The following is a 19,184-nucleotide window of genomic DNA, read 5'->3' as shown; positions in this document are numbered from 1 at the left end:
AGCACGGCGTTAACGGAACCCTAACGGTGATCTGCGCCCCACCGGAGGGGCCCGTCCGTGCGCCCCGGTTCGCGAAGGTCCCCGGGTCGGGCCAGAATTGGCGGCATGGCCCGTTCAAGCACTCCGTCTCCGCCCGAGGAGCTCGCCGAGAAGATCATCGACATCGACGTCTCCGAGGAGATGCGCGGCAGCTTCCTCGAATACGCCTACTCGGTGATCTACCAGCGCGCCCTGCCCGACGCCCGCGACGGGCTCAAGCCGGTGCAGCGGCGGATCCTCTACCAGATGAGCGAGATGGGGCTGCGCCCCGACCGCGGCCACGTCAAGTGCGCCCGCGTGGTGGGCGAGGTCATGGGGCGCCTGCACCCGCACGGCGACGCGGCGATCTACGACGCGATGGTGCGGATGAGCCAGGCCTTCGCCATGCGCGTTCCGCTGGTCGACGGGCACGGCAACTTCGGCTCGCTCGGCGGCGACGACGCCCCGGCCGCCATGCGCTACACCGAGGCGCGCATGGACCGGGCCGCGGAGATGATGGTCACCTCCATCGACGAGGACGTCGTCGACTTCCGCCCCAACTACGACGGCCAAGAGAACGAGCCGGAGGTCCTGCCCGCCGCCTTCCCCAACCTCCTGGTGAACGGCGCCTCGGGGATCGCCGTGGGCATGGCCACCAACATGGCCCCGCACAACCTGGGCGAGGTCGTCGCCGCCGCGCGGCACCTGCTCGCCAAGCCGGACGCCCCGCTGGAGGAGCTCATGGAGCTCGTCCCCGGGCCGGACCTGCCCACCGGCGGCACCATCGTGGGCCTGGACGGCATCCGCGACGCCTACGCCAAGGGCCGCGGCACCTTCCGCACCCGGGCCACCGTCTCCATCGAGAAGGTCTCCCCCCGGCGCATGGGCCTGGTCGTCACCGAGCTGCCCTACAGCGTCGGGCCGGAGAAGGTCGTGGCCCGCATCAAGGAGCTGGTGCAGACCAAGAAGCTCCAGGGCATCGCCGACCTGAAGGACCTGACCGACCGCAACCAGGGCCTGCGACTGGTCATCGAGCTCAAGAACGGCTTCAACCCCGAGGGCGTGCTGGCCGAGCTGTACCGGCTCACCCCCATGGAGGAGTCGTTCGGCATCAACAACGTGGCGCTGGTCGACGGCGAACCGCGCACCCTGGGCCTGCGCGACCTGCTCCAGGTCTTCGTCGACCACCGCCTCGAGGTGGTGCGGCGGCGCAGCGAGCACCGGCGCGCCAAGCGCCGCGAGCGGCTGCACCTGATCGACGGCCTGCTCATCGCGCTGCTCAACATCGACGAGGTCATCGCGCTCATCCGCGCCTCGGACGACACCGCGGACGCGCGCACCCGCCTGATGGACGCCTACGGCCTGTCCGAGACCCAGGCCCGCTACATCCTCGACACCCCGCTGCGCCGCCTGACCAAGTTCGACCGGCTGGAGCTGGAGAAGGAGAGCGAGCAGCTCAAGAAGGAGATCGACGAGCTGACCGCGATCCTGGAGTCCGACGCCAAGCTGCGCAAGGCGGTCTCCAAGGAGCTGGCCGAGGTCGCCAAGCAGTACGGCGCGCCCCGCCGCACGGTGCTGCTGGAGAGCGACGGCGCCGCCCGCACCTCCTCGGTCCCGCTGGAGGTGGACGACGCCCCCTGCGCCGTGCTGCTGGGCGCCGACGGGATGCTCGGCCGCAGCAAGGGCGCGGCGGTGCCGCGGGTCTACGACGGCCTGCGCGCCCGGCACGACGCGGTGGCCTGCGCGGTGCCCGCCCGGCTGCGCGGCGACATCGGGCTCGTCACCGACTTGGGCCGGGCGATCCGGCTGCCGGTGGTGGAGGTGCCCGAACTCCCCGACGCCGGGGACGAGGCGCCGCCGCTGGCCTCGGGCCTGCCGGTGCAGGAGTTCGTCTCCCTGGAGCCGGACGAGCGGGTGGTCGCCCTGGCCTGTATGGACGGGGACGGCCCCGGCCTGGCCCTGGGCACCGAGCAGGGCGTGGTCAAGCGTGTGGCACGGGACTTCCCCGCCAACAAGGACGATTTCGAGGTGGTCGCCCTCAAGGACGGCGACCGGGTGGCCGGCGCGGTGCAGCTGGCCACCGGCGAGGAGGACCTGGCCTTCGTCACCTCCACCGGGCAGCTGCTGCGCTTCCCCGCCTCCTCCGTGCGCGAGCAGGGGCGGGCGGCCGGCGGGGTGGCGGGCGTCAAGCTCGCCGAGGGGGCGCGCGTGCTGTGGTTCGGCGCGGTCGCCCTGCCCGAGGACACCGTGGTGGTGACCGTGGCCGCGGCCGCCGGCGACGGCGCGCTGGTGCCCGCCGAGGGCGGATCGGCCAAGGTGACACCGTTCGAGGCCTACCCCGTCAAGGGGCGGGCCACCGGCGGAGTACGCTGCCACCGCTTCCTCAAGGGCGAAGACGCCCTGGTGTTCGCCTGGATCGGCCGCGCGCCGGCCCGGGCCTCGCGGGCCGACGGGGGCCCGGTCCGCCTGCCCGACATGGACCAGCGCCGGGACGGCTCGGGCGAGCCGATCATGCGCGCGATCGCGACGGTGGGCAGCGGACAGCACGACACCGGTTTTCTGGAGCGCCCCGCCGAGTGAGGCGCTCCGGGCGCCCGGCCGCGAGGGACGGCCGGGCGCGCATCCACGGGACACGGGAGGAGTCCGCGATGAGCAATGCCTTCGACGACCTGCTCGGGGGGAACGCCGAGTACGCGCGCGATTTCGGCCTGCAGGGGCTGCGCCCGGCGGCCGAGCGCGGCCTGGGGCTGGTGACCTGCATGGACTCGCGCATCGACCCGCTGGCCGTGCTCGGCCTGAAGGTCGGCGACGCCAAGGTCCTGCGCAACCCGGGCGGCCGCGTCACCGACGACGTCCTCACCGCGCTGGTCATCTCGGCCTACCTGCTGGAGGTCGACCGGGTGCTGGTGATGCCGCACACCAAGTGCAAGATGGCCTCGGTGTCGGGCGACCGCGAGGTGCACGAGCTGATCCAGGACACCCACGGTGTCGACACCCGGAGCCTGGACTTCGGCACCGACAACGACCAGGCGGGGGCCCTCCGGCGGGACCTTGAGCGCGTCCGCCACCACCCGCTGCTGCCCAAGGACCTCCCGGTCGCCGGGGCACTGTACGACGTGGACACCGGCAGGATCGAGCTGGTCGACGCCTGAGCGGGCGCCGGTCGGCCGATCGGCTGCGCGTTCCGGTGGGCGGAGCGGTCGCTCCAGCACACGCTCTCGCCCGCCGGGCGCGGCCCGTCTGCTCCGGCGCCCCGCTCCCCGGCGGCACCTGGGAATACGGCGCCTCCCGCCACGGTTGTGACGCCCGACGGCGGACTCCCTACGAGAGGTGCGCTGATGCAGGGTTCCACCTACGAGACCTTCACCGTCGGCCGTTTCTACTTCGAGATGGGCGACCCGATCGCCGCTGCCCGGGTCCTGGCCCCGCTCGCCGAGGAGGAACCGGAGAGCCGCTCGGTTCTGGAGCTCCTCGGCCGCGCGTATTTCCACTCCGCCCAGCTCACCAAGGCCGAACGGACCTTCCGCCGCATCGTCGAGCTCGACCCGTGCGACAGCTGGGCCCACCTCGCCCTGGCCCGGTCCCTGGAGCGCCAGAGCCGCACCGACGAGGCGGCCACCCACCGCAGGATCAACGCCGCGATGTCCGGCGGCTCGCTGGACTGACCGGGGCCGCGCCCGCGGCCCGGAGCGAAGGGACGGCCCCCGCCGCAGGGGGCCGTCCCTTTTTCCGCGCTCGGGGCGGCAGGGGCGCCCGGGGCCGCTCGGCGCTAGGCTGCCCGCATGGACGGTTCCTCTGCATCCGCGCCCGGCAACGGGCCCGTGGACCGGTCGTGCGCGCGCACGCGGGGCTGGGTCGACGAGGCGGTGCGCAGGGTCGTCGCCGACGCCAACCGCTCGGCCGACACCCACCTGCACGCCTTTCCGCTCCCCGAGTCCTGGGGCATCGACCTCTACCTCAAGGACGAGTCGGTGCACCCCACCGGCAGCCTCAAGCACCGGCTCGCGCGGTCCCTGTTCCTGTACGGGCTGGCCAACGGCTGGATCCGCGAGGGCACCACGGTGGTCGAGGCCAGCTCGGGGTCGACCGCCGTCTCCGAGGCCTACTTCGCCCGGCTCATCGGGGTGGACTTCGTGACGGTGGTGCCGCGCTCCACCAGCCCGGAGAAGATNGGGGGGGCCCTGCCACTACGTGGACCGGCCGCCGGACATGTACACCGAGGCCGAGCGGCTGGCCGCCGAGTCCGGCGGGCACTACATGGACCAGTTCACCTACGCCGAGCGGGCCACCGACTGGCGCGGCAACAACAACATCGCCGAGTCGATCTTCGAGCAGCTGTCCATGGAGCGCCACCCCGTCCCGCAGTGGATCGTGGTGGGCGCCGGGACCGGCGGCACCTCGGCCACCATCGGCCGGTACCTGCGCTACCGGCGCCACCACACCCGGCTGGCCGTGGTGGACCCGGAGAACTCGGCGTTCTTCCCCGGCTGGACCACCGGCGCCGCCGACTACGCCACCGGCATGCCCTCGCGCATCGAGGGGATCGGGCGGCCCCGCATGGAGCCCAGCTTCGTGCCGGACGTGATCGACGTGATGGTGCCGGTGCCCGACGCGGCGAGCATCGCGGCCATGCGGCACCTGGACCGGGTGACCGGGCTGTGCGCGGGCGGATCCACCGGCACCAACATGTGGGGCGTGTGGCACCTGATCGCACGGATGCTGCGCGAGGGCACCCGTGGCAGCGTCGTCACCCTGATCTGCGACGGCGGCGAGCGCTACCGGCACAGCTACTACGACGACGCGTGGGTGGAGGCCCGGGGCATGGACCTCGAGCCCTACACCGCCGCCATCGAGCGCTTCCTGGAGACGGGCGACTGGGAGCCGCCCGAGGCGTGAACGGCCGTTGGGGCGGCGGTGCGGCGGCACCGGCCGACCGCCGCACCGCCGCCCCGGCCCCGCGGTGGTCGCGGGGGAACGCGCCTGCCGGCCGGGCGCAGCGTGCACAGGCGTGCACATCCGGCGACTCGACCGGGTCGTGTCCGCCGGCGTGGTGGAACCTTCGGCCGCGTCCTTCTGAGCGGTGCGACCGCTGCGGCGCGATCGGCGACCCCGCCCCGGGTGCGCGCCCCCTCCTCGCCGTTGATCTCGGGGAAGCCGGGGCAATACTCGCCGGTATTACCCCGACTTCCCCGAGATCAACAAGGGTGTCGATGCGGGCGGCGAGCAGTGCCCCCCGGGGGGGCCGGAGCCCGGAGAGTTCCGCCACCCCAGCGGACACGGCCCACGACCGTCCCTGAGCGCCGATGGGCCCCGACGGCCGGGCGCCCGCCGGCGCGGCCACGCGCACCCGCCGTTCAGGCGCGCACCACGTAGGCCTTGGCCACCATGTCGCCCAGCCGCTGGTTGCCCTCGCTGGCCAGGATGACGATCAGCCCCACCAGCCCGTAGAAGATGCCGTCCACGATCAGCAGGATCCAGCGCAGGAAGTGCTGCATCATGGAGGCCTCCGTACCGTCGGCGGAGACGACCCGCAGCCCCAGCATCTTCATCCCCAGCGTCTGGCCGCCGGCCTTGGCGGGCCACAGCACCCAGTAGCCGAGGTAGATGAGCACCCACAGCACGGCCACCAGGAGGACGAGGAACGCGGCCAGGCCCGGGTTGCTCGGCGAGCCGTCCGGTTCGGTCGGGGTGAACGCCAGCGGCAGGAGCACGAGCAGGGCCACGAGCGGGATGATCGTCGACAGGATGCCGTCGATGATGTACTGCACCACCCGGCGCCCGACCACGTCGGTGTCGCCCGGGACGGTGCCCGCCCCGGGGACCGGGGGCGGGCCGTACCCTCCGTGCCCCTGCGGCGCCCCGTAGGGCTGCTGCCCGTAGGCCGGCGGCGCCTGCCCGCCTCCCGCGGCGTGCTGCCCGACGTAGCCGCCCTGCGGAGGCTCCTGGGCCCACTGCTGCGGCCGCTCCTGGGCGTCCGGGACGTCGGGGGCGCCGGGGGCGCCGGGAGCACCGCCGGGCGGGCTCTGACCGCCCTGGTACTGTCCGCCGCCCTGGCGGTCCCGGTCCTCCCGGCCGTCCATGCCGCCCGGGGGCGTTCCTCCCGGGGGCGGAGCGCCCTGTCCCGGGTCGCCTCCCTGCGGCGGCTGCTCCCCTCCCGGATACTGCTGTCCGTAGCTCATTGCCTCACCGTCGCTTCGCCGTCGCCCCGCCCGGGTCCGGGCGAGTCGTATCACTCAGGGCGATTCAAACACAACGGTGCGTACGGGTGCGGGATCCGCGCCGACGGGAGCCGGTCCGTCGGACCCCGGCTCCGGCCGGCGAGGACGCGGCAGGGCGGCCCGGAGGGGCTCAGGCGTCGATGCGCTCGGGGTTGAGCTCCTGGGCGCCGTCGGCGATGAACTTGCGGCGCGGCGCGACCTCGTTGCCCATGAGCAGGTCGAACACCTTCGCCGCCTCCTCGGCGTGCTCCACCCGGATCCGGCGCAGGGTGCGGTGGCGCGGGTCCATCGTGGTCTCGGCGAGCTGGTCGGCGTCCATCTCGCCCAGACCCTTGTACCGCTGGACCGGCTCCTTCCAGCTCTTGCCCTTCTTCTCCAGCTCCAGCAGGGTGCGCTGCAGCTCGGCGTCGGAGTAGGTGTAGACGTACCGGTCCTCGGGCCGGGCCCCGCGCTTCTTGCGCACGTTGGTCAGCTCGACCCGGTGCAGCGGCGGCACCGCCGCGTACACCCGGCCGGCCTCCAGCATCGGCCGCATGTACCGGTAGAACAGGGTCAGCAGCAGGCAGCGGATGTGCGCGCCGTCCACGTCGGCGTCGGCCATCAGGATGACCCGGCCGTAGCGGGCGGCGTCCAGGTCGAAGGTGCGCCCCGAGCCCGCGCCGATCACCTGGAGGATCGCCGCGCACTCGGCGTTCTTGAGCATGTCGCCCACCGAGGACTTCTGCACGTTGAGGATCTTGCCGCGGATCGGCAGCAGGGCCTGGAACTCCGAGTCGCGGGCGAGCTTGGCGGTGCCCAGCGCCGAGTCCCCCTCGACGATGAACAGCTCGCTGCGGTCCAGCCCTTCGCTGCGGCAGTCCACCAGCTTGGCCGGCAGGGCCGAGCTCTCCAGCGCGTTCTTGCGGCGCTGGGTCTCCCGCTGCTGGCGGGCGGCCAGGCGGGCCTTGGCCGCATTGGCGGCCTTCTCCAGCACCAGGCGGGCCTGCTGCTTCTCGGCGCGCTTCGTGGAGGACAGGAACGCCTTCAGCTCCTTGGCGACCACCTGGGAGACGATCCGCGAGGCCGCCGAGGTCCCCAGGATCTCCTTGGTCTGCCCCTCGAACTGCGGCTCGGGCAGGCGCACCGTCACCACGGCGGTCAGGCCTTCGAGGACGTCCTCCTTGGTGACGGCGTCGTCGTTGGCCTTGAGCAGCTTGGTGGCGCGCAGCTGGTCGTTGACCACCCGCACCAGGGCCCGCTCGAAGCCGGCCAGGTGGGTTCCGCCCTTGGGCGTGGCGATCACGTTGACGAAGGAGCGCACCGTGGAGTCGTAGCCGGTCCCCCAGCGGAGCGCGACGTCCACCTCGAGGGTGCGCTCCACGTCGGTGGGGGTCATGTGGCCCATCTCGTCCAGGACGGGCACGGTCTCGGTGAAGTGGCCCTCTCCCTGGAAGCGCAGGACCGGGCAGATCTGCTCGTCGGGGGCGAGGAAGGAGCAGAACTCGCCGATCCCGCCGTCGAAGCGGAACTCCTCCTCATAGGGGGGCTCGCCCTCGGTGCGCTCGTCGCGCACGGCGATGGTCAGCCCCGGGATGAGGAAGGCCGTCTGGCGCGCCCGCTCCAGCATCGCCTCGCGGGCGATGTCGGCCTCCTTGAGGAAGATCTGCCGGTCGGCCCAGAAGCGGATGCGCGTCCCGGTGACGCTCTTGGCGATCTTCTTGCCCTTGTGCAGGCCGGAGGCGGCCGAGAAGCGGGCGTCGGGGCCGGCCTCCTCGAAGGCGCCGGGGATGCCCCGGCGGAAGCTCATGGAGTGGGTGCGCCCGTCCCGGTCCACCTCCACGTCCATGCGGGCCGAGAGCGCGTTGACCACCGAGGCGCCCACGCCGTGCAGGCCGCCGGAGGCGGTGTAGGAGCCCGATCCGAACTTGCCGCCGGCGTGCAGCTTGGTCATGACCAGCTCCACACCGGACAGCCCGGACTTGGGCTCGGCGTCGACCGGGATGCCCCGGCCGTCGTCGCGCACCTCCACCGAGCCGTCGGCGTGCAGCACCACGTCGATGCGCGTGCAGAAGCCGCCGAGGGCCTCGTCGACGGAGTTGTCGATGATCTCCCACATGCAGTGGGTCAGGCCGCGGCTGTCGGTGGAGCCGATGTACATGCCGGGGCGCTTGCGGACCGCCTCCAGGCCTTCCAGTACCGAAAGATGCCGCGCGGAGTAATCCTCGGGCTCATGGACGGCGGCGGTAAGGGCGGTCACCTGGACGTCTCCTGCTTCGTCGGACAGGGCACGGGCGCCCGGGAAGGGCGTCGCGTGCGCGGGGCGCGGGCGGGCGGGGAGATCCTGTTCCCCGCGGGCGCCGGAGCTCGGGCCAGCCTATCCGCGCGCGGGGACAGCGCCGGGCCGACCGTTCTCGGACCGGCCTCCCCGACCGCGGCGGTGCGGCGGGGCGCGTGCGGGCGGCGGCGCGCGGCCGGGCCCAAGCGACATTACCACCTCTCTACCACGGCCTCCGGCCCCGCCATCGCCCGCCCCGCACGGCGTGTCGCCGGACCGCCTCCCGGCCGCCGGCCGGTCCGATTCCGCTGTCGGCGTACAGAAGACCTGGTTGGGAACGTCGAGGGCCGGTTAGATGTTGTGCTGAGTGACTAACGCCGAGCATTGAGGATGGCGAAGTGACTGGAACCCTTGCCCCCACTCAGCCGCTGACGGCCGCCGACCGCTGCGACCGTTGCGGTGCGCAGGCCTACGTCCGGGTGCTTCTCAACTCCGGCGGCGAGTTGCTGTTCTGCGCTCACCACATGCGCAAGCACGACGACGAGATCCGCAAGATCGCCGCTGAGATCCAGGACGAGACCGACCGGCTGCAGGAGACCCCGGCCACGTCCCCCGATGAGGAGCGTTAGGAACTCCCGACCTCTGGCAGACCTGAGGCGGCGGCCCGACCGGGCCGCCGCCTCAGTGTCGTTCCGGGGGCACTGCGTCTCCCGAGGCACTGCGTACCGTGTCCGCCGCGTGGACGCGGCGAGGTTCAGTCCGGAGCGACCCGGTAGCGGTAGCCGCCCGCACCGGTGAACCCGGCCCGCTCGTAGGCGCGCACGGCGGCGGCGTTGTCGGCCTCGACCACCAGGTATGCCTCCCGGGCGCCCTTGGCGTGCGCCCAGGCGAGCAGGGCGCCCATGATGCGGCCCGCACGGCCGCGTCCGCGCTCGGCGGGCGCGGTGGCCATGGTGAAGATCCCGCAGCGGCCGCCGCCGACGGTCACGCTCCCCCGCGCGACGCCGTCCGCGTCGGCCGCGTAGCCGACGACCGGCGCACGGCCCAGGATGCGCAGGACGCCCTGGGCGCGGGTCGAGCTCTCGCCGACCGAGTCCGCCACGGCGTGCCACCGCTCGTCGGGGTCGGGGAGCACGTCGACGCCCTCGGGCGGCGCAGGCCGGGCATCGAGCCGCCGGGTCATCAGGAGCGTGCTCTGCTCGGCCCGGTAGCCGCGCGCGTCGAGTTCGGCGTCGACACGGGCGATGAGGGCGTCGTCGGCCCCGGGGTCGCCGCTCCACGCCTGGATGCAGGGGGTGATGCCGCGCTCGCGGTAGAACTCCTCCATGGCCTCGATACGGGGCTCGGGACCGACGGGCAGCGCGGAGTTGGCGCGGCGGGTGACACCGCCGTCGGCGCCCAGGCGCCACCCGTCCCGCACCTCGACCTCGTCGGCCGGCCAGTCCTCGGCCAGCCGCGCCGCCCATGTGCCGATGGTCATGCACGCTCCCAAAAGCTCTGCCGCTCCGATCCTCCGGAGGATATACTCAGGAGTGAACTGCATATACACATGGAGGACGATCCCTCCCGGAACGGAAGGAACGGACATGACGAAGATCCTGGTCGACGTCGACGACGAGGCACTGGAGGCCGCCGCCAAGCGTTTCGGCACCACGACCAAGAAGGACACCGTGAACACCGCGCTGCGCCGCGCCAACGAAGACTACGAACGGGCGGAGGCGCTGGTGGGCCTCAAGGCTCTCGCCGATGAAGGGGGCCTCGATCTGGAACTTCTCAACGACAAGCGCAACTACCGCCGATGACCCCGGCCGTCTTCCTCATCGACACGAGCGCCCTCAACCGCCTGGTCCAGGAAGTGGCGAGCCCGGAGCTCCTCCCCTGGCGGGACGCTACGAACAAGGCCCTCATCGCGATCTCCCCGATCACAGAACTGGAGTTCCTCCACAGTGCTCGGTCAGGCAAGGACAGGATGCGGGCCGTAGCCTTCCTCAACTCCGCGCTCCTACCGGCCACACTCGACGAGGAGCACGCCCGGCGCGCCTTCGAGGTGCAGCGGCTCCTGACCGAGCACGGAGAGCACAGAAGCGCCGGCACCGTCGACCTGCTGGTGGCCGCATGCGCCGAGATCAGCGGACTGACGTTGCTGCACTACGATCGGGACTTCGAGACCATCGCGAAACACACCGGGCAGCCCACATCCTGGCTGGCGCCGCCCGGTTCGCTGTGAGAGGGAGTCCATGCTGATCCTGCTGCCCCCGTCCGAAGGCAAGGCGACCGAAGGGGACGGTCCCGCCCTGGACCTCGCCGGGCTGTCGCTGCCCGAGGTGAACGGGGTCCGGGAGGCCGTGCTGGAGTCCCTGGAGGCCCTGTGCTCCGGACCGCGGGAGCAGGCCGTGGAGGTCCTCGGCCTCTCCCCCGGCCAGGCCGCCGCCGTCGACCGGAACCTGGCCCTGCGCACGGCCCCCACCCTGCCCGCCGCACGGCTGTACACCGGCGTGCTCTACGACAACCTGCGCCTGGGCGAGCTGCTGGCCGGCCCCGCCGCCGCGCGCACCCGCGATTCGCTGCTCGTCTTCTCCGGACTGTGGGGCGCCGTGGGCGTGGACGACGCCCTGCCGCCCTACCGGCTGTCGATGGGCGTGAAGCTCCCGCCGCTGGGCGCACTGGGCACCTACTGGCGCCCGCACCTGGCCGACCCGGTCGCCAAGCGCGCCGACGGCCGGCTCATCGTCGACTGCCGCTCCTCCTCCTACGCCGCCGCCTACAGGCCCTCGGGCGAGGCGGCCGACCGCACGGCCGCGGTCCGGATCCTGAAGGAGACGGTCGCCGGCGGCGAGGTGAAGCGCAGCGTGGTGAGCCACATGGCCAAGGCCACGCGCGGCGCGATCGCGCACACGCTGCTGCGCGAGGGGCGCGCGCCCGAGTCGCCCGCCGAGCTGGCGGAGGCCCTGAACGACCTGGGGCACACGGCCGAGCTGACCGCCCCGGCCAAGCCGGGGCGCCCTTCGACCCTGGACGTGGTCGTCCGCGACTGACGGCCGACGCTCGGCGGTCACCGGCCGACGGACGCCGACCGCCCCGAAGAACGACGAACGGCCCTGGGAACCGGAGGTTCCCAGGGCCGTTCCGGTCCGCGCCGGCCCATCCCGCCGCATCCGTAACGAAGGCGTATCAACGCTTTATCCCGTCCATACTTCCTCTACGCGAGGATCATGAACGGCAGAGATGTTGGACCACATACGGACGTGACGAACATCCGCCCCCGCGGGGCGCACCGCGGCGCCCTGTCCCCGGGCCTCGCCACACCCGGGCCAGGGCCGCGCGGTCCGCGGCCGCTCTGCGGGGCCGACGGCATCGCGGGCGTCGGCCGGGACGACCGGCCGACGCCCGCGGCGCCGCATTCCCGAAGCCGCGTTCTTCAAGGGCCGGGCCCGAAGGCACACGGTCCGGACGAGGTCAGTCCAGGTAGTCGCGGAGCACCTGGGACCGCGACGGGTGCCGCAGCTTGGACATCGTCTTGCTCTCTATCTGGCGGATCCGCTCGCGGGTCACGCCGTAGACCTTGCCGATCTCGTCGAGGGTCTTGGGCTGGCCGTCGGTCAGGCCGAACCGCATGGAGACCACGCCCGCCTCGCGCTCGGACAGGGTGTCGAGCACCGAGTGCAGCTGCTCCTGGAGCAGGGTGAAGCTGACCGCCTCGCCCGGCTGGATCGCCTCGGAGTCCTCGATGAGGTCGCCGAACTCGCTGTCGCCGTCCTCGCCCAGCGGGGTGTGCAGGGAGATCGGCTCGCGGCCGTACTTCTGCACCTCCACGACCTTCTCCGGGGTCATGTCGAGCTCCTTGGCGAGCTCCTCCGGAGTGGGTTCGCGGCCCAGGTCCTGCAGCATCTGGCGCTGCACCCGGGCGAGCTTGTTGATGACCTCCACCATGTGCACCGGGATGCGGATGGTCCGCGCCTGGTCGGCCATCGCACGCGTGATGGCCTGGCGGATCCACCAGGTGGCGTAGGTGGAGAACTTGAAGCCCTTGGTGTAGTCGAACTTCTCGACCGCGCGGATCAGACCGAGGTTGCCCTCCTGGATCAGGTCCAGGAAGAGCATGCCGCGGCCGGTGTAGCGCTTGGCCAGCGAGACGACGAGCCGGAGGTTGGCCTCCAGCAGGTGCTTCTTGGCGCGGGCGCCGTCGTCGGCGATCCACTCCAGCTCGTCGAGGAACTCGTCGCCCAGGATGTGGCGCTCCTCGGCGAGCTTCTCCTCGGCGAACAGGCCGGCCTCGATCCGCTTGGCGAGCTCGACCTCCTGCTCGGCGTTGAGCAGCGCCACGTTGCCGATCTGCTTGAGGTAGTCCTTGACCGGGTCGGCGGTGGCGCCGGCCGCCACCACCTGCGCGGCGGGGGCGTCGTCGTCATCGTCGTACAGGACGAAGGCCTCGTCCTCGGAGGTGTTGGCCGCGGCCTTCTCCGGGATGCCGACGATCTCGGGCTTGCCGGCGGTGCCGGCCACCGGCCCGCCGACCGGCTCGGGCTTGTCCTCGGTGTCCTCGACCAGCTCCAGCTCGGCGCCGGTGTCCTCGACCTCCTCGGAGTCGGCGACCTCCAGGTCGAGGTCGTCGCCCTCCTCGGCCACCTCCAGCGCGGGCTCGTCCTTCTTCTTGGCGCCGCCCTTGGCCGCCGCCTTCTTGGTGCCGGCCGAGGCCTTGGCCTCGGACTTGGCCTCCGACTTGGCCGCGGTCTTCTTGGCCGCCGCCTTCTTCGCCGGGGCGGCCGGCGCCGCCGGGGCCTCCTCGGCCGCCGCCGCGCGCTTGCGCGGAGCCGCCGCGGGCTCGTCCTTGTCCGCACCGGAGTCCACGACCGCGGTCACCGTCTCGGGCTGCTCCTGGGCCGCGGCGGCCCGCCGCGGGGCGCGGGAGGCCGAGCCGGTGGAGCCGGAGGAGGAGGCCGAGGCGGAACCGGAGGACTCGGAGGACTCCGAGGCCGACGACGAGGAGGACCGGGTGGTCGACTTCTTCGGGGCCGCGTTCTTACGGCGCGCGGAGCGGCGGCGCGAGGGCGCGGACTCCTCGGCACCGACGACGAGGGTCACGCCCTCCTTGGTCAGGCTGCGCAGCACGGCCTGGGCCTGGGACATCGGAATGTCGGCCTCTTCGAAGGCACGGCGCACGTCCTCGGGCTCAAGGTACCCCTGGGACCGCCCACGCTCGATCAGCTGCTGGATGACGGGCTCTTGCAGCGACTCCGGCTGTTTAGAGCGGGTCGAACTGGCAGGTGACACAAACACCTCTCGAACGGACGTGTGGCGAGATTGCTGGACCCGGCGGTCCGAAGACCTGTGGGAGGCGGAGCCACCGCCTCCCGGCTGTTGCCCGGGATCGTCCCCGCCCGCGAGGCGGGGTTGCCGATTCCCTTTCAGCGTATGCGCCCTCTCTAGCGTTTGGGCCCATCCGCCCAGTAGGATTTTTCTCCGCGGCCGCACGGATGCGGTCCCACTGTCGGGTCCTGACCCCACCCCCCGCGTGCGCGGGGATGATGGCTCCTTCACCCTAGTCGGGCGAAGTGTTGGACTTGTCTACTCCTCCGGCGCGGCCTCGATCACCGGGAGGTGGACGGCGAGCAGCGTGACGTCGTCGTCCTGCTCATACCCTGCGAGCATGCCCTCCACAAGGTACTGGAGCATGTGCTGTGGATCGCCCACCACCTCCGGCGGCGCCTGAGACGCTACGGTGACCAATTCTTCCAGCCCGGACGCGACCGACCGCCTCCGGTTCTCAACAAGTCCATCGGAGTAGAGCACCACGGTGTTACCGGGTTGGACGAAAAACTTGTGATGGCCCCGCTCGGCCCGTACGCCCAGGGGCGTGTCCGGCTCGGTCTCCAGCAGCCACGGCTCGGTGCTCTCGGTGACCACCAGCGGCGGCAGGTGCCCGGCGTTGCTCAGGTCGATCTGCCCGGTCTCGGGGTCCAGGACGAAGTACACCAGCGTGGTCACCTGGTCGGCGCCCTCGGTGGCGTCGAACATCCGGTCCAGGCCGGTGAGCACGTCGGCCGGCTCGGGCATGCTGAAGGCCAGCGCCCGCAGCGCGTTGCGTACCCGGCTCATCCCGGTGGCGGCCTTGATGCCCTTGCCCATGACGTCGCCCAGCACCCCGGCCACCCGGCCGTCGGGCAGCGGGAAGGCGTCGTACCAGTCCCCGCCGACCTGCACGTGCTGGGTGCCCGACCGGTAGAAGGCGCGCATCCGCACGCCCTGCACCTCGGGCAGGGCCTCGGGCAGCAGGCTGGCCTGCAGCGCCTCGGCGGTGCGGTGCTCGCGCTCGAAGAGCTTGGCCCGCTCCAGCGCCAGGGCGCACTGGCCGGCCAGGGCCTCCAGGAACACCTTCTCCTCGTCGGGGACCTCGCGCGCGGCGGCGTAGGAGAATCCCAGGGCACCGATCGGCTTGCCACCGCTGAGCAGCGGGAGCGCCGCCCAGGCGCGCTCGCCCGGGGCGGGCTCGGCGCCGGCGGCCTCGTGCTCCTCCTCTTCCAGCAGCGCGCGCAGCTCCGCGGGGCCGCCGGCGAAGCGCGGGCGCAGGTCGCGCACGGTCAGCCCCATCAGGGCGTCCTTGCCCGCGCCGGCCGGGCGGCCGCGCTCGGGGACCCCGGACGCGCCGATCACCCGCAGCCGGGTGCCCCCGTCGTCGAGCTCGGCGACGCCGGTGCGGTCGGCGCCCACCGCGGAGCGCCCGATCTCGGCCATGGCCTGCACCACCTCGGCGACGGTGAGCGCCTCGGCCAGGTCGGCGGTGGCCTTCTGCAGGCGCACCGTGCGCAGCGCCGCCTCGCCCAGCTGCTGGGTGAGGCGCTGGCGCATCTCGTCGCCCTCGTGCTGGGTGGTGACGTCGGTGTTGTGGCCGACCCACTCCGAGACGGTCTCGCCGTTGATCAGCAGCGCGCGGGAGCGGAAGTGGCGGTGGTCCCCGGACCGGGTGCGCACCCGGAAGGTCTCGTCGAACAGGGTGCGGTCGGCCACCGCGTCGTCCCAGGCGCGCTCCACCCGCGGGCGGTCGTCGGGGTGGACCGCCTCCAACCAGCCCCGGCCCACGTACTCCTCCAGGGACTGGCCGGTGACCGCGCGCCACTCGGGGCAGTCCTCGGTGACCTCGCCATCGGTGCGCGCGGTCCATACCACCTGGTTGGTGGCGGCCAGCAGCGCCCGGTACCGCTCCTCGGTGCGCCGGCGCACGTTCTTCTCACCCAGGTCGACGGCGATCAGCGCGACGCCGTCGGTGTCCCCGGCGCCGTCGTGCACCGGGAACCAGGACAGCGCCCAGTGCCCGTCGCCGTCGCCGGCCGCCGGGAACCGGTGCTCGCTGCACAGGTCGCGGTCGCCGGTCAGCACCGCCGCCAGGGCGGTCTCGTGCGCGGCGGCGTCGGCCGGGCCGAGCGCGTCGGCGGGGCGCAGCCCCAGGCACTCCTCCTCGGCCACGCCGTAGACGGCGGCCAGGGTCGGGTTGACGCGCTGGAAGCGGCAGGCGGCGTCGAACAGGGCGAAGCCGATCGGGGCTTCCTTGAGGATCGTGTCCAGCAGCGCCGAGTCCGAGGGGCCGAGTCCGGACATGCGAGGGAGCGGAACGGACGTCTCGGTGCTCACCAGTGACACCTCCGGGGGTCCTTCCCCCGTTGGACGGGGGCTCGCGCGCGCGAGCGCCGGAAAATACGTGCTCATCTTCTCCGGCCGTGCCGTTCTCGGTGGCGGACGGAGCGGGCGGCCCCGCCCGTGGGCGGTGCGGCGCGGTCGCCACCACCGCCACAGCATAGGCCACATCACGGCGGCGGGGCCGGGTCGCGGTGGAAACTCGGGGGTGACGGCAGAGGACAGATGATACGTCGTCCCTCGTCCCCGCGCCTTCCCCCCGCCGCCTTTTCGGACTCCCTTTTTCCGCCACGCCGCGGGCGGTGCCGTGCACCGCACGGCCCCCGGTCCCTACCGTGGTCCCGACCGCCATGCCCGAAACCTCGTTCCGGCGCCCGAGCCCCGGGGGCCCCAGGGGTTGGCCCAAGGGGCTTAAAGCCTGGGCAAGGTCTGCCCTGACGGGTCTTGACACTCCCTCACGCGCGGATGAAATGGATGGTGGTCACCGTCCGACCACCGCCGGCGAGAGGCGTGAGCGAGGATGCTCCAGACTTTTCCCGCGACCGGGCTGCAACAGGTCGCCCGGCGCCTGAACGACGAGTTCGGCTCCCTGTCCCCGAGATTCGTGGAGCGCTGTGTCTGCGACGCCTGGAACTGCGCCGAGCACCTCGGCTTCCAGGCGACCCCGGTCCTGGTGGAGCGGGTCGCGCGTGAGCGGCTTCAGGCCATGGTGATGTCCCAGCCCCCGTCGGGCCGGCTCGCGCCGCCGCGCCTGCCCGACCACGACACCTTCGGCTGAACCGGCCGCGGCGCCCGAGGACGGGCGCCGCCCCCGGTCCGGCACGGCGGAGCGCTCCGGCGCACCGCCGCCCGCCGCACGAGGCGCCTCGCCCGGTCCTGTCCATCGTCGGCGTGCCGCGGTGACACGTGCCCTAGGCTCGGTCAGGTGTCCGTACCTCCCCTTCCCCCGGGTTCCGGCGCCGCACCGGAGCCCGTCTTCGACGAGATGCTGCGGGTGGCCCGCGCCCTGTTGGCGATGCGCGACCCGCTCGACGCCGAGCTCGCGCTGAGCCGGATGCTGGGCGCCTGGTGGGGCCGGAGCATGCCGGGGATGAGCGGGGAGGACGTCGAGCGCCACCTGGGCGAGGGGCTGATCGCCCGCGCCGCCGCCTCGCAGAGCCCGGCCGGGCTGGTCCTGCTCTCGGGGATCGCCGCGCTGGGCCCCACCGAGCACCGCAGGGAGCTGGCCCGGCAGGGGGCGCTGGCCCTGGCCGAACAGGGGATGGCGCTGCCGGCGTGGGTGCGGGAGCTGGGCGCGGCCCGGCCGGTGGCGGCCTACCGCTCCGGGGACCGGTTCGGCGACGTCGACGAGCTGGTGTGCACCTTCCGGCGCGCGGACGGCGGGGAGGCCCCGGAGGACGGGGCGCCGGGGGCGCCCGCGGAGGAGCCCGACGAGGCGGAGGCCACCCACGCGCTGATCGCCGTCGTGGACCACAACGCCGGCGGGGTGCTGCGGGACGCCTGGGTGACGAGCAAGGTGGGCCGGCTGCTGGAGCACGCCCGCGCCGCGGCCGGGAGCGACCCGATGGCGGTGTTCGCCCGCATCGCCCCGGGCCGGGCGCGCACCCTGCTCGAGGCGGCGATGCGGCGCACGGACCGGGTGGTCGCGGGCGGCGGCACGCGGCCCGCGCGGCTCACCGCCGCGCGCCGCGACGACCTGCTCGGCGGGTCGCTCAGCTCGGTGCACGCGCTGCTGCGGTCGCGGATGCGGGCGCTGCCCCGGGAGGGGCGCCCCACCCAGGAGCCGGTGTGGCGGCGCGACGACCGGGCAGTGCTGGCGGCGCGCTTCCTGGCCTCCGAGACCGCCGCCGAGCTGTCGGACTCCTACGCCGCCAGCCGCTGTGTGGACCACATCATCGCCTACGGGTGCGACGTGGACGGCGGGCGGCCGCTGCGGGTGAGCCCGCGCAAGGTGGAGGCGTTCCTGCTGACGTGGCTGCCGCGGCGGGTGGTCCTGCTGCGCGAGGAGCGCGAGGCGATGCCGCACGTGCTGGGCGCCTGGATCCGGTGGGCCGGGCCGCGCTGGGGGCTGCCCGAGCCGGCGGTGGGCGCGTCCCTGGACGCGCTGTGGGAGGCGATCGAGCCGTTCACCGAGACCTACCGGGACCCGGCCGAGGCGCTGGGGCTGGGCCGCAGCGAGGTGCGCCGACTGCTCCCGGACGGGGACCTGGAGGCGCTGCCGCGGCGCATGTTCGCGTTCCCGCTGCTGGCGGGGGACCTGCTGGACGATGCGGACGGCGCGTTCGACCCCTCGACGCCCGAGGGGCGCCGGGCGCTGCTGAAGCTGGACCACTTCGGCGAGATCGACGACCCGGCCGGGCGGCCGCGGGGCCGCCACTCGGTCGACGGGGGACGTGCCGGGACGCGCCGCCGCTCCTCGTGCGGGGACGGACCCGCCCCGGACCCGACCGGCTCCGCCCGCTCCGGGACCAGGCGCGCCGAGCCCTCCCGGTCCGCGGACCGGGAGGCGGACCGGGCGGTGGGCGAGGCCGAGCTGGCGGCGCACGAACGCCTGGCCGAGCGCCTGTGGGACGGGGACCCGCCCGAGCTGTGGGCCGCCGCGCAGCGCCTGCTGGACCGCGGCGTCAGCCGCCCGGAGGTGCTGCGCGCCCTGATGGGTGCCTTGGAGGGGGCCGACCGTTCGACCGCCCCGGACGCCCTGGTCACACGCCTGAACGAGCTGTAGGCGGCCCCGCCGGCGCTCTCCGGCGACGACGGCGGCGACGGACGACAGCGGCGGCACCGGTGGCGGGTCACGTCCGCTGGAGTGGTGCCGTTCACGTCCGAGTGGGTCAGCACCATCGCCCCGGCTCCGAACCGGGGCCCGTCCCTCCTTCGGAGTCCCGACCGAAGCCCCGCCCGTCGGCAGAGGTCGTATCCGTCGGAGTGGTGTCACTTCCGGCGGGCCATCGCCGCGGCCGCCAGGCGGCCGAAAGCCGCCCACCGAGGGTCGCCATGGTCGCCGAGAGTCACCCACCCCAGCGGACGCCTTCTGCCGGGGCGCCCAAAGGTTCGCCGCCCCCGGG

14 protein-coding genes and 1 pseudogene are annotated in these 19,184 nt (G+C 73.3%); 10 read left to right on the top strand and 5 right to left on the bottom strand.

Going from position 1 to position 19,184, the window contains the following annotated elements; translation table 11 throughout:
- The first annotated feature begins 105 nt into the window (after window positions 1–105).
- The 4 genes and pseudogenes from D450_RS0114170 to D450_RS30210 all read left to right on the top strand — a co-directional run bounded on the left by D450_RS0114170 (window position 106) and on the right by D450_RS30210 (window position 4,914).
- Window positions 106–2,598 (top strand): DNA gyrase/topoisomerase IV subunit A, encoded by a 2,493-nt coding sequence (locus tag D450_RS0114170; protein WP_017539327.1) that lies wholly within the window; start codon window positions 106–108, stop codon window positions 2,596–2,598.
- Window positions 2,599–2,666: 68 nt separating this feature from the next.
- Window positions 2,667–3,170 (top strand): beta-class carbonic anhydrase, encoded by a 504-nt coding sequence (locus tag D450_RS0114165; RefSeq protein ID WP_017539326.1) that lies wholly within the window; start codon window positions 2,667–2,669, stop codon window positions 3,168–3,170.
- Between the two features lie 186 nt (window positions 3,171–3,356).
- Window positions 3,357–3,683 carry a tetratricopeptide repeat protein gene (locus D450_RS0114160; RefSeq protein WP_017539325.1) on the top strand — a complete coding sequence of 109 codons (327 nt, stop codon included), beginning with the start codon at window positions 3,357–3,359 and terminating at the stop codon, window positions 3,681–3,683.
- Between the two features lie 117 nt (window positions 3,684–3,800).
- Window positions 3,801–4,914 (top strand): annotated as a pseudogene (locus D450_RS30210) (PLP-dependent cysteine synthase family protein).
- A 458-nt stretch (window positions 4,915–5,372) separates the two neighbouring features.
- Here the strand turns inward: D450_RS30210 and D450_RS0114150 are convergent.
- Both D450_RS0114150 and D450_RS0114145 read right to left on the bottom strand, forming a co-directional pair.
- Window positions 5,373–6,197, bottom strand: a complete 825-nt coding sequence (locus D450_RS0114150; RefSeq protein WP_241483152.1) for an RDD family protein — start codon at window positions 6,195–6,197, stop codon at window positions 5,373–5,375.
- Window positions 6,198–6,366: 169 nt separating this feature from the next.
- Complete coding sequence (locus D450_RS0114145) at window positions 6,367–8,472, bottom strand: DNA gyrase/topoisomerase IV subunit B (protein WP_017539321.1); 2,106 nt, start codon at window positions 8,470–8,472, stop codon at window positions 6,367–6,369.
- Between the two features lie 416 nt (window positions 8,473–8,888).
- Between D450_RS0114145 and D450_RS0114140 the strand changes: the two genes are divergently transcribed.
- Window positions 8,889–9,119 (top strand): DUF7455 domain-containing protein, encoded by a 231-nt coding sequence (locus tag D450_RS0114140; protein WP_017539320.1) that lies wholly within the window; start codon window positions 8,889–8,891, stop codon window positions 9,117–9,119.
- A 125-nt stretch (window positions 9,120–9,244) separates the two neighbouring features.
- Here D450_RS0114140 and D450_RS0114135 read toward each other — a convergent pair whose 3' ends face one another.
- Entirely contained in the window at window positions 9,245–9,970 is a 726-nt protein-coding gene (locus D450_RS0114135) for a GNAT family N-acetyltransferase (protein WP_017539319.1), read from the bottom strand.
- Between the two features lie 106 nt (window positions 9,971–10,076).
- Between D450_RS0114135 and D450_RS0114130 the strand changes: the two genes are divergently transcribed.
- The 3 genes from D450_RS0114130 to yaaA are packed head-to-tail and all read left to right on the top strand — an operon-like array spanning window position 10,077 to window position 11,525.
- Window positions 10,077–10,292 carry a type II toxin-antitoxin system VapB family antitoxin gene (locus D450_RS0114130; protein WP_017539318.1) on the top strand — a complete coding sequence of 72 codons (216 nt, stop codon included), beginning with the start codon at window positions 10,077–10,079 and terminating at the stop codon, window positions 10,290–10,292.
- A complete protein-coding gene (locus D450_RS0114125; RefSeq protein WP_017539317.1) occupies window positions 10,289–10,717 on the top strand; it encodes a PIN domain nuclease in 429 nt (142 codons plus the stop codon). The genes D450_RS0114130 and D450_RS0114125 overlap by 4 nt, the downstream gene beginning before the upstream one ends.
- 10 nt (window positions 10,718–10,727) lie before the next feature.
- Window positions 10,728–11,525, top strand: coding sequence for a peroxide stress protein YaaA (gene yaaA / locus D450_RS0114120; protein WP_017539316.1), 798 nt, complete (start codon window positions 10,728–10,730; stop codon window positions 11,523–11,525).
- Window positions 11,526–11,946: 421 nt separating this feature from the next.
- Here yaaA and D450_RS0114115 read toward each other — a convergent pair whose 3' ends face one another.
- Together D450_RS0114115 and D450_RS0114110 are read right to left on the bottom strand one after the other, a co-directional pair.
- Window positions 11,947–13,704, bottom strand: coding sequence for an RNA polymerase sigma factor (locus tag D450_RS0114115; RefSeq protein ID WP_241483153.1), 1,758 nt, complete (start codon window positions 13,702–13,704; stop codon window positions 11,947–11,949).
- A gap of 351 nt (window positions 13,705–14,055) precedes the next feature.
- Window positions 14,056–16,083: a SpoIIE family protein phosphatase gene (locus D450_RS0114110; protein ID WP_193789667.1), complete on the bottom strand. Its 2,028-nt coding sequence runs from the start codon at window positions 16,081–16,083 to the stop codon at window positions 14,056–14,058.
- 556 nt (window positions 16,084–16,639) lie between these two features.
- Between D450_RS0114110 and D450_RS0114105 the strand changes: the two genes are divergently transcribed.
- A complete protein-coding gene (locus tag D450_RS0114105) occupies window positions 16,640–16,897 on the top strand; it encodes a hypothetical protein (RefSeq protein ID WP_017539313.1) in 258 nt (85 codons plus the stop codon).
- Between the two features lie 207 nt (window positions 16,898–17,104).
- A complete protein-coding gene (locus D450_RS0114100; protein WP_017539312.1) occupies window positions 17,105–18,844 on the top strand; it encodes a hypothetical protein in 1,740 nt (579 codons plus the stop codon).
- Window positions 18,845–19,184: the final 340 nt, after the last annotated feature.

The organism is Nocardiopsis halophila DSM 44494, assembly GCF_000341245.1.
Lineage (GTDB): Bacteria > Actinomycetota > Actinomycetes > Streptosporangiales > Streptosporangiaceae > Nocardiopsis_A > Nocardiopsis_A halophila.
This window is presented reverse-complemented; position numbering and strand designations above follow the sequence as displayed.

Excerpts from the sequence above, each read along its gene's own strand:
- D450_RS0114100 (WP_017539312.1), top strand. The coding sequence starts at position 17,105 with ATGCTGCGGGTGGCCCGCGCCCTGTTGGCGATGCGCGACCCGCTCGAC.
- D450_RS0114110 (WP_193789667.1), bottom strand. The coding sequence starts at position 16,083 with ATGTCCGGACTCGGCCCCTCGGACTCGGCGCTGCTGGACACGATCCTC.
- yaaA (WP_017539316.1), top strand. The coding sequence starts at position 10,728 with ATGCTGATCCTGCTGCCCCCGTCCGAAGGCAAGGCGACCGAAGGGGAC.
- D450_RS0114125 (WP_017539317.1), top strand. The coding sequence starts at position 10,289 with ATGACCCCGGCCGTCTTCCTCATCGACACGAGCGCCCTCAACCGCCTG.
- D450_RS0114105 (WP_017539313.1), top strand. The coding sequence starts at position 16,640 with ATGCTCCAGACTTTTCCCGCGACCGGGCTGCAACAGGTCGCCCGGCGC.
- D450_RS0114130 (WP_017539318.1), top strand. The coding sequence starts at position 10,077 with ATGACGAAGATCCTGGTCGACGTCGACGACGAGGCACTGGAGGCCGCC.
- D450_RS0114150 (WP_241483152.1), bottom strand. The coding sequence starts at position 6,197 with ATGAGCTACGGACAGCAGTATCCGGGAGGGGAGCAGCCGCCGCAGGGA.
- D450_RS0114165 (WP_017539326.1), top strand. The coding sequence starts at position 2,667 with ATGAGCAATGCCTTCGACGACCTGCTCGGGGGGAACGCCGAGTACGCG.
- D450_RS0114160 (WP_017539325.1), top strand. The coding sequence starts at position 3,357 with ATGCAGGGTTCCACCTACGAGACCTTCACCGTCGGCCGTTTCTACTTC.
- D450_RS0114135 (WP_017539319.1), bottom strand. The coding sequence starts at position 9,970 with ATGACCATCGGCACATGGGCGGCGCGGCTGGCCGAGGACTGGCCGGCC.
- D450_RS0114170 (WP_017539327.1), top strand. The coding sequence starts at position 106 with ATGGCCCGTTCAAGCACTCCGTCTCCGCCCGAGGAGCTCGCCGAGAAG.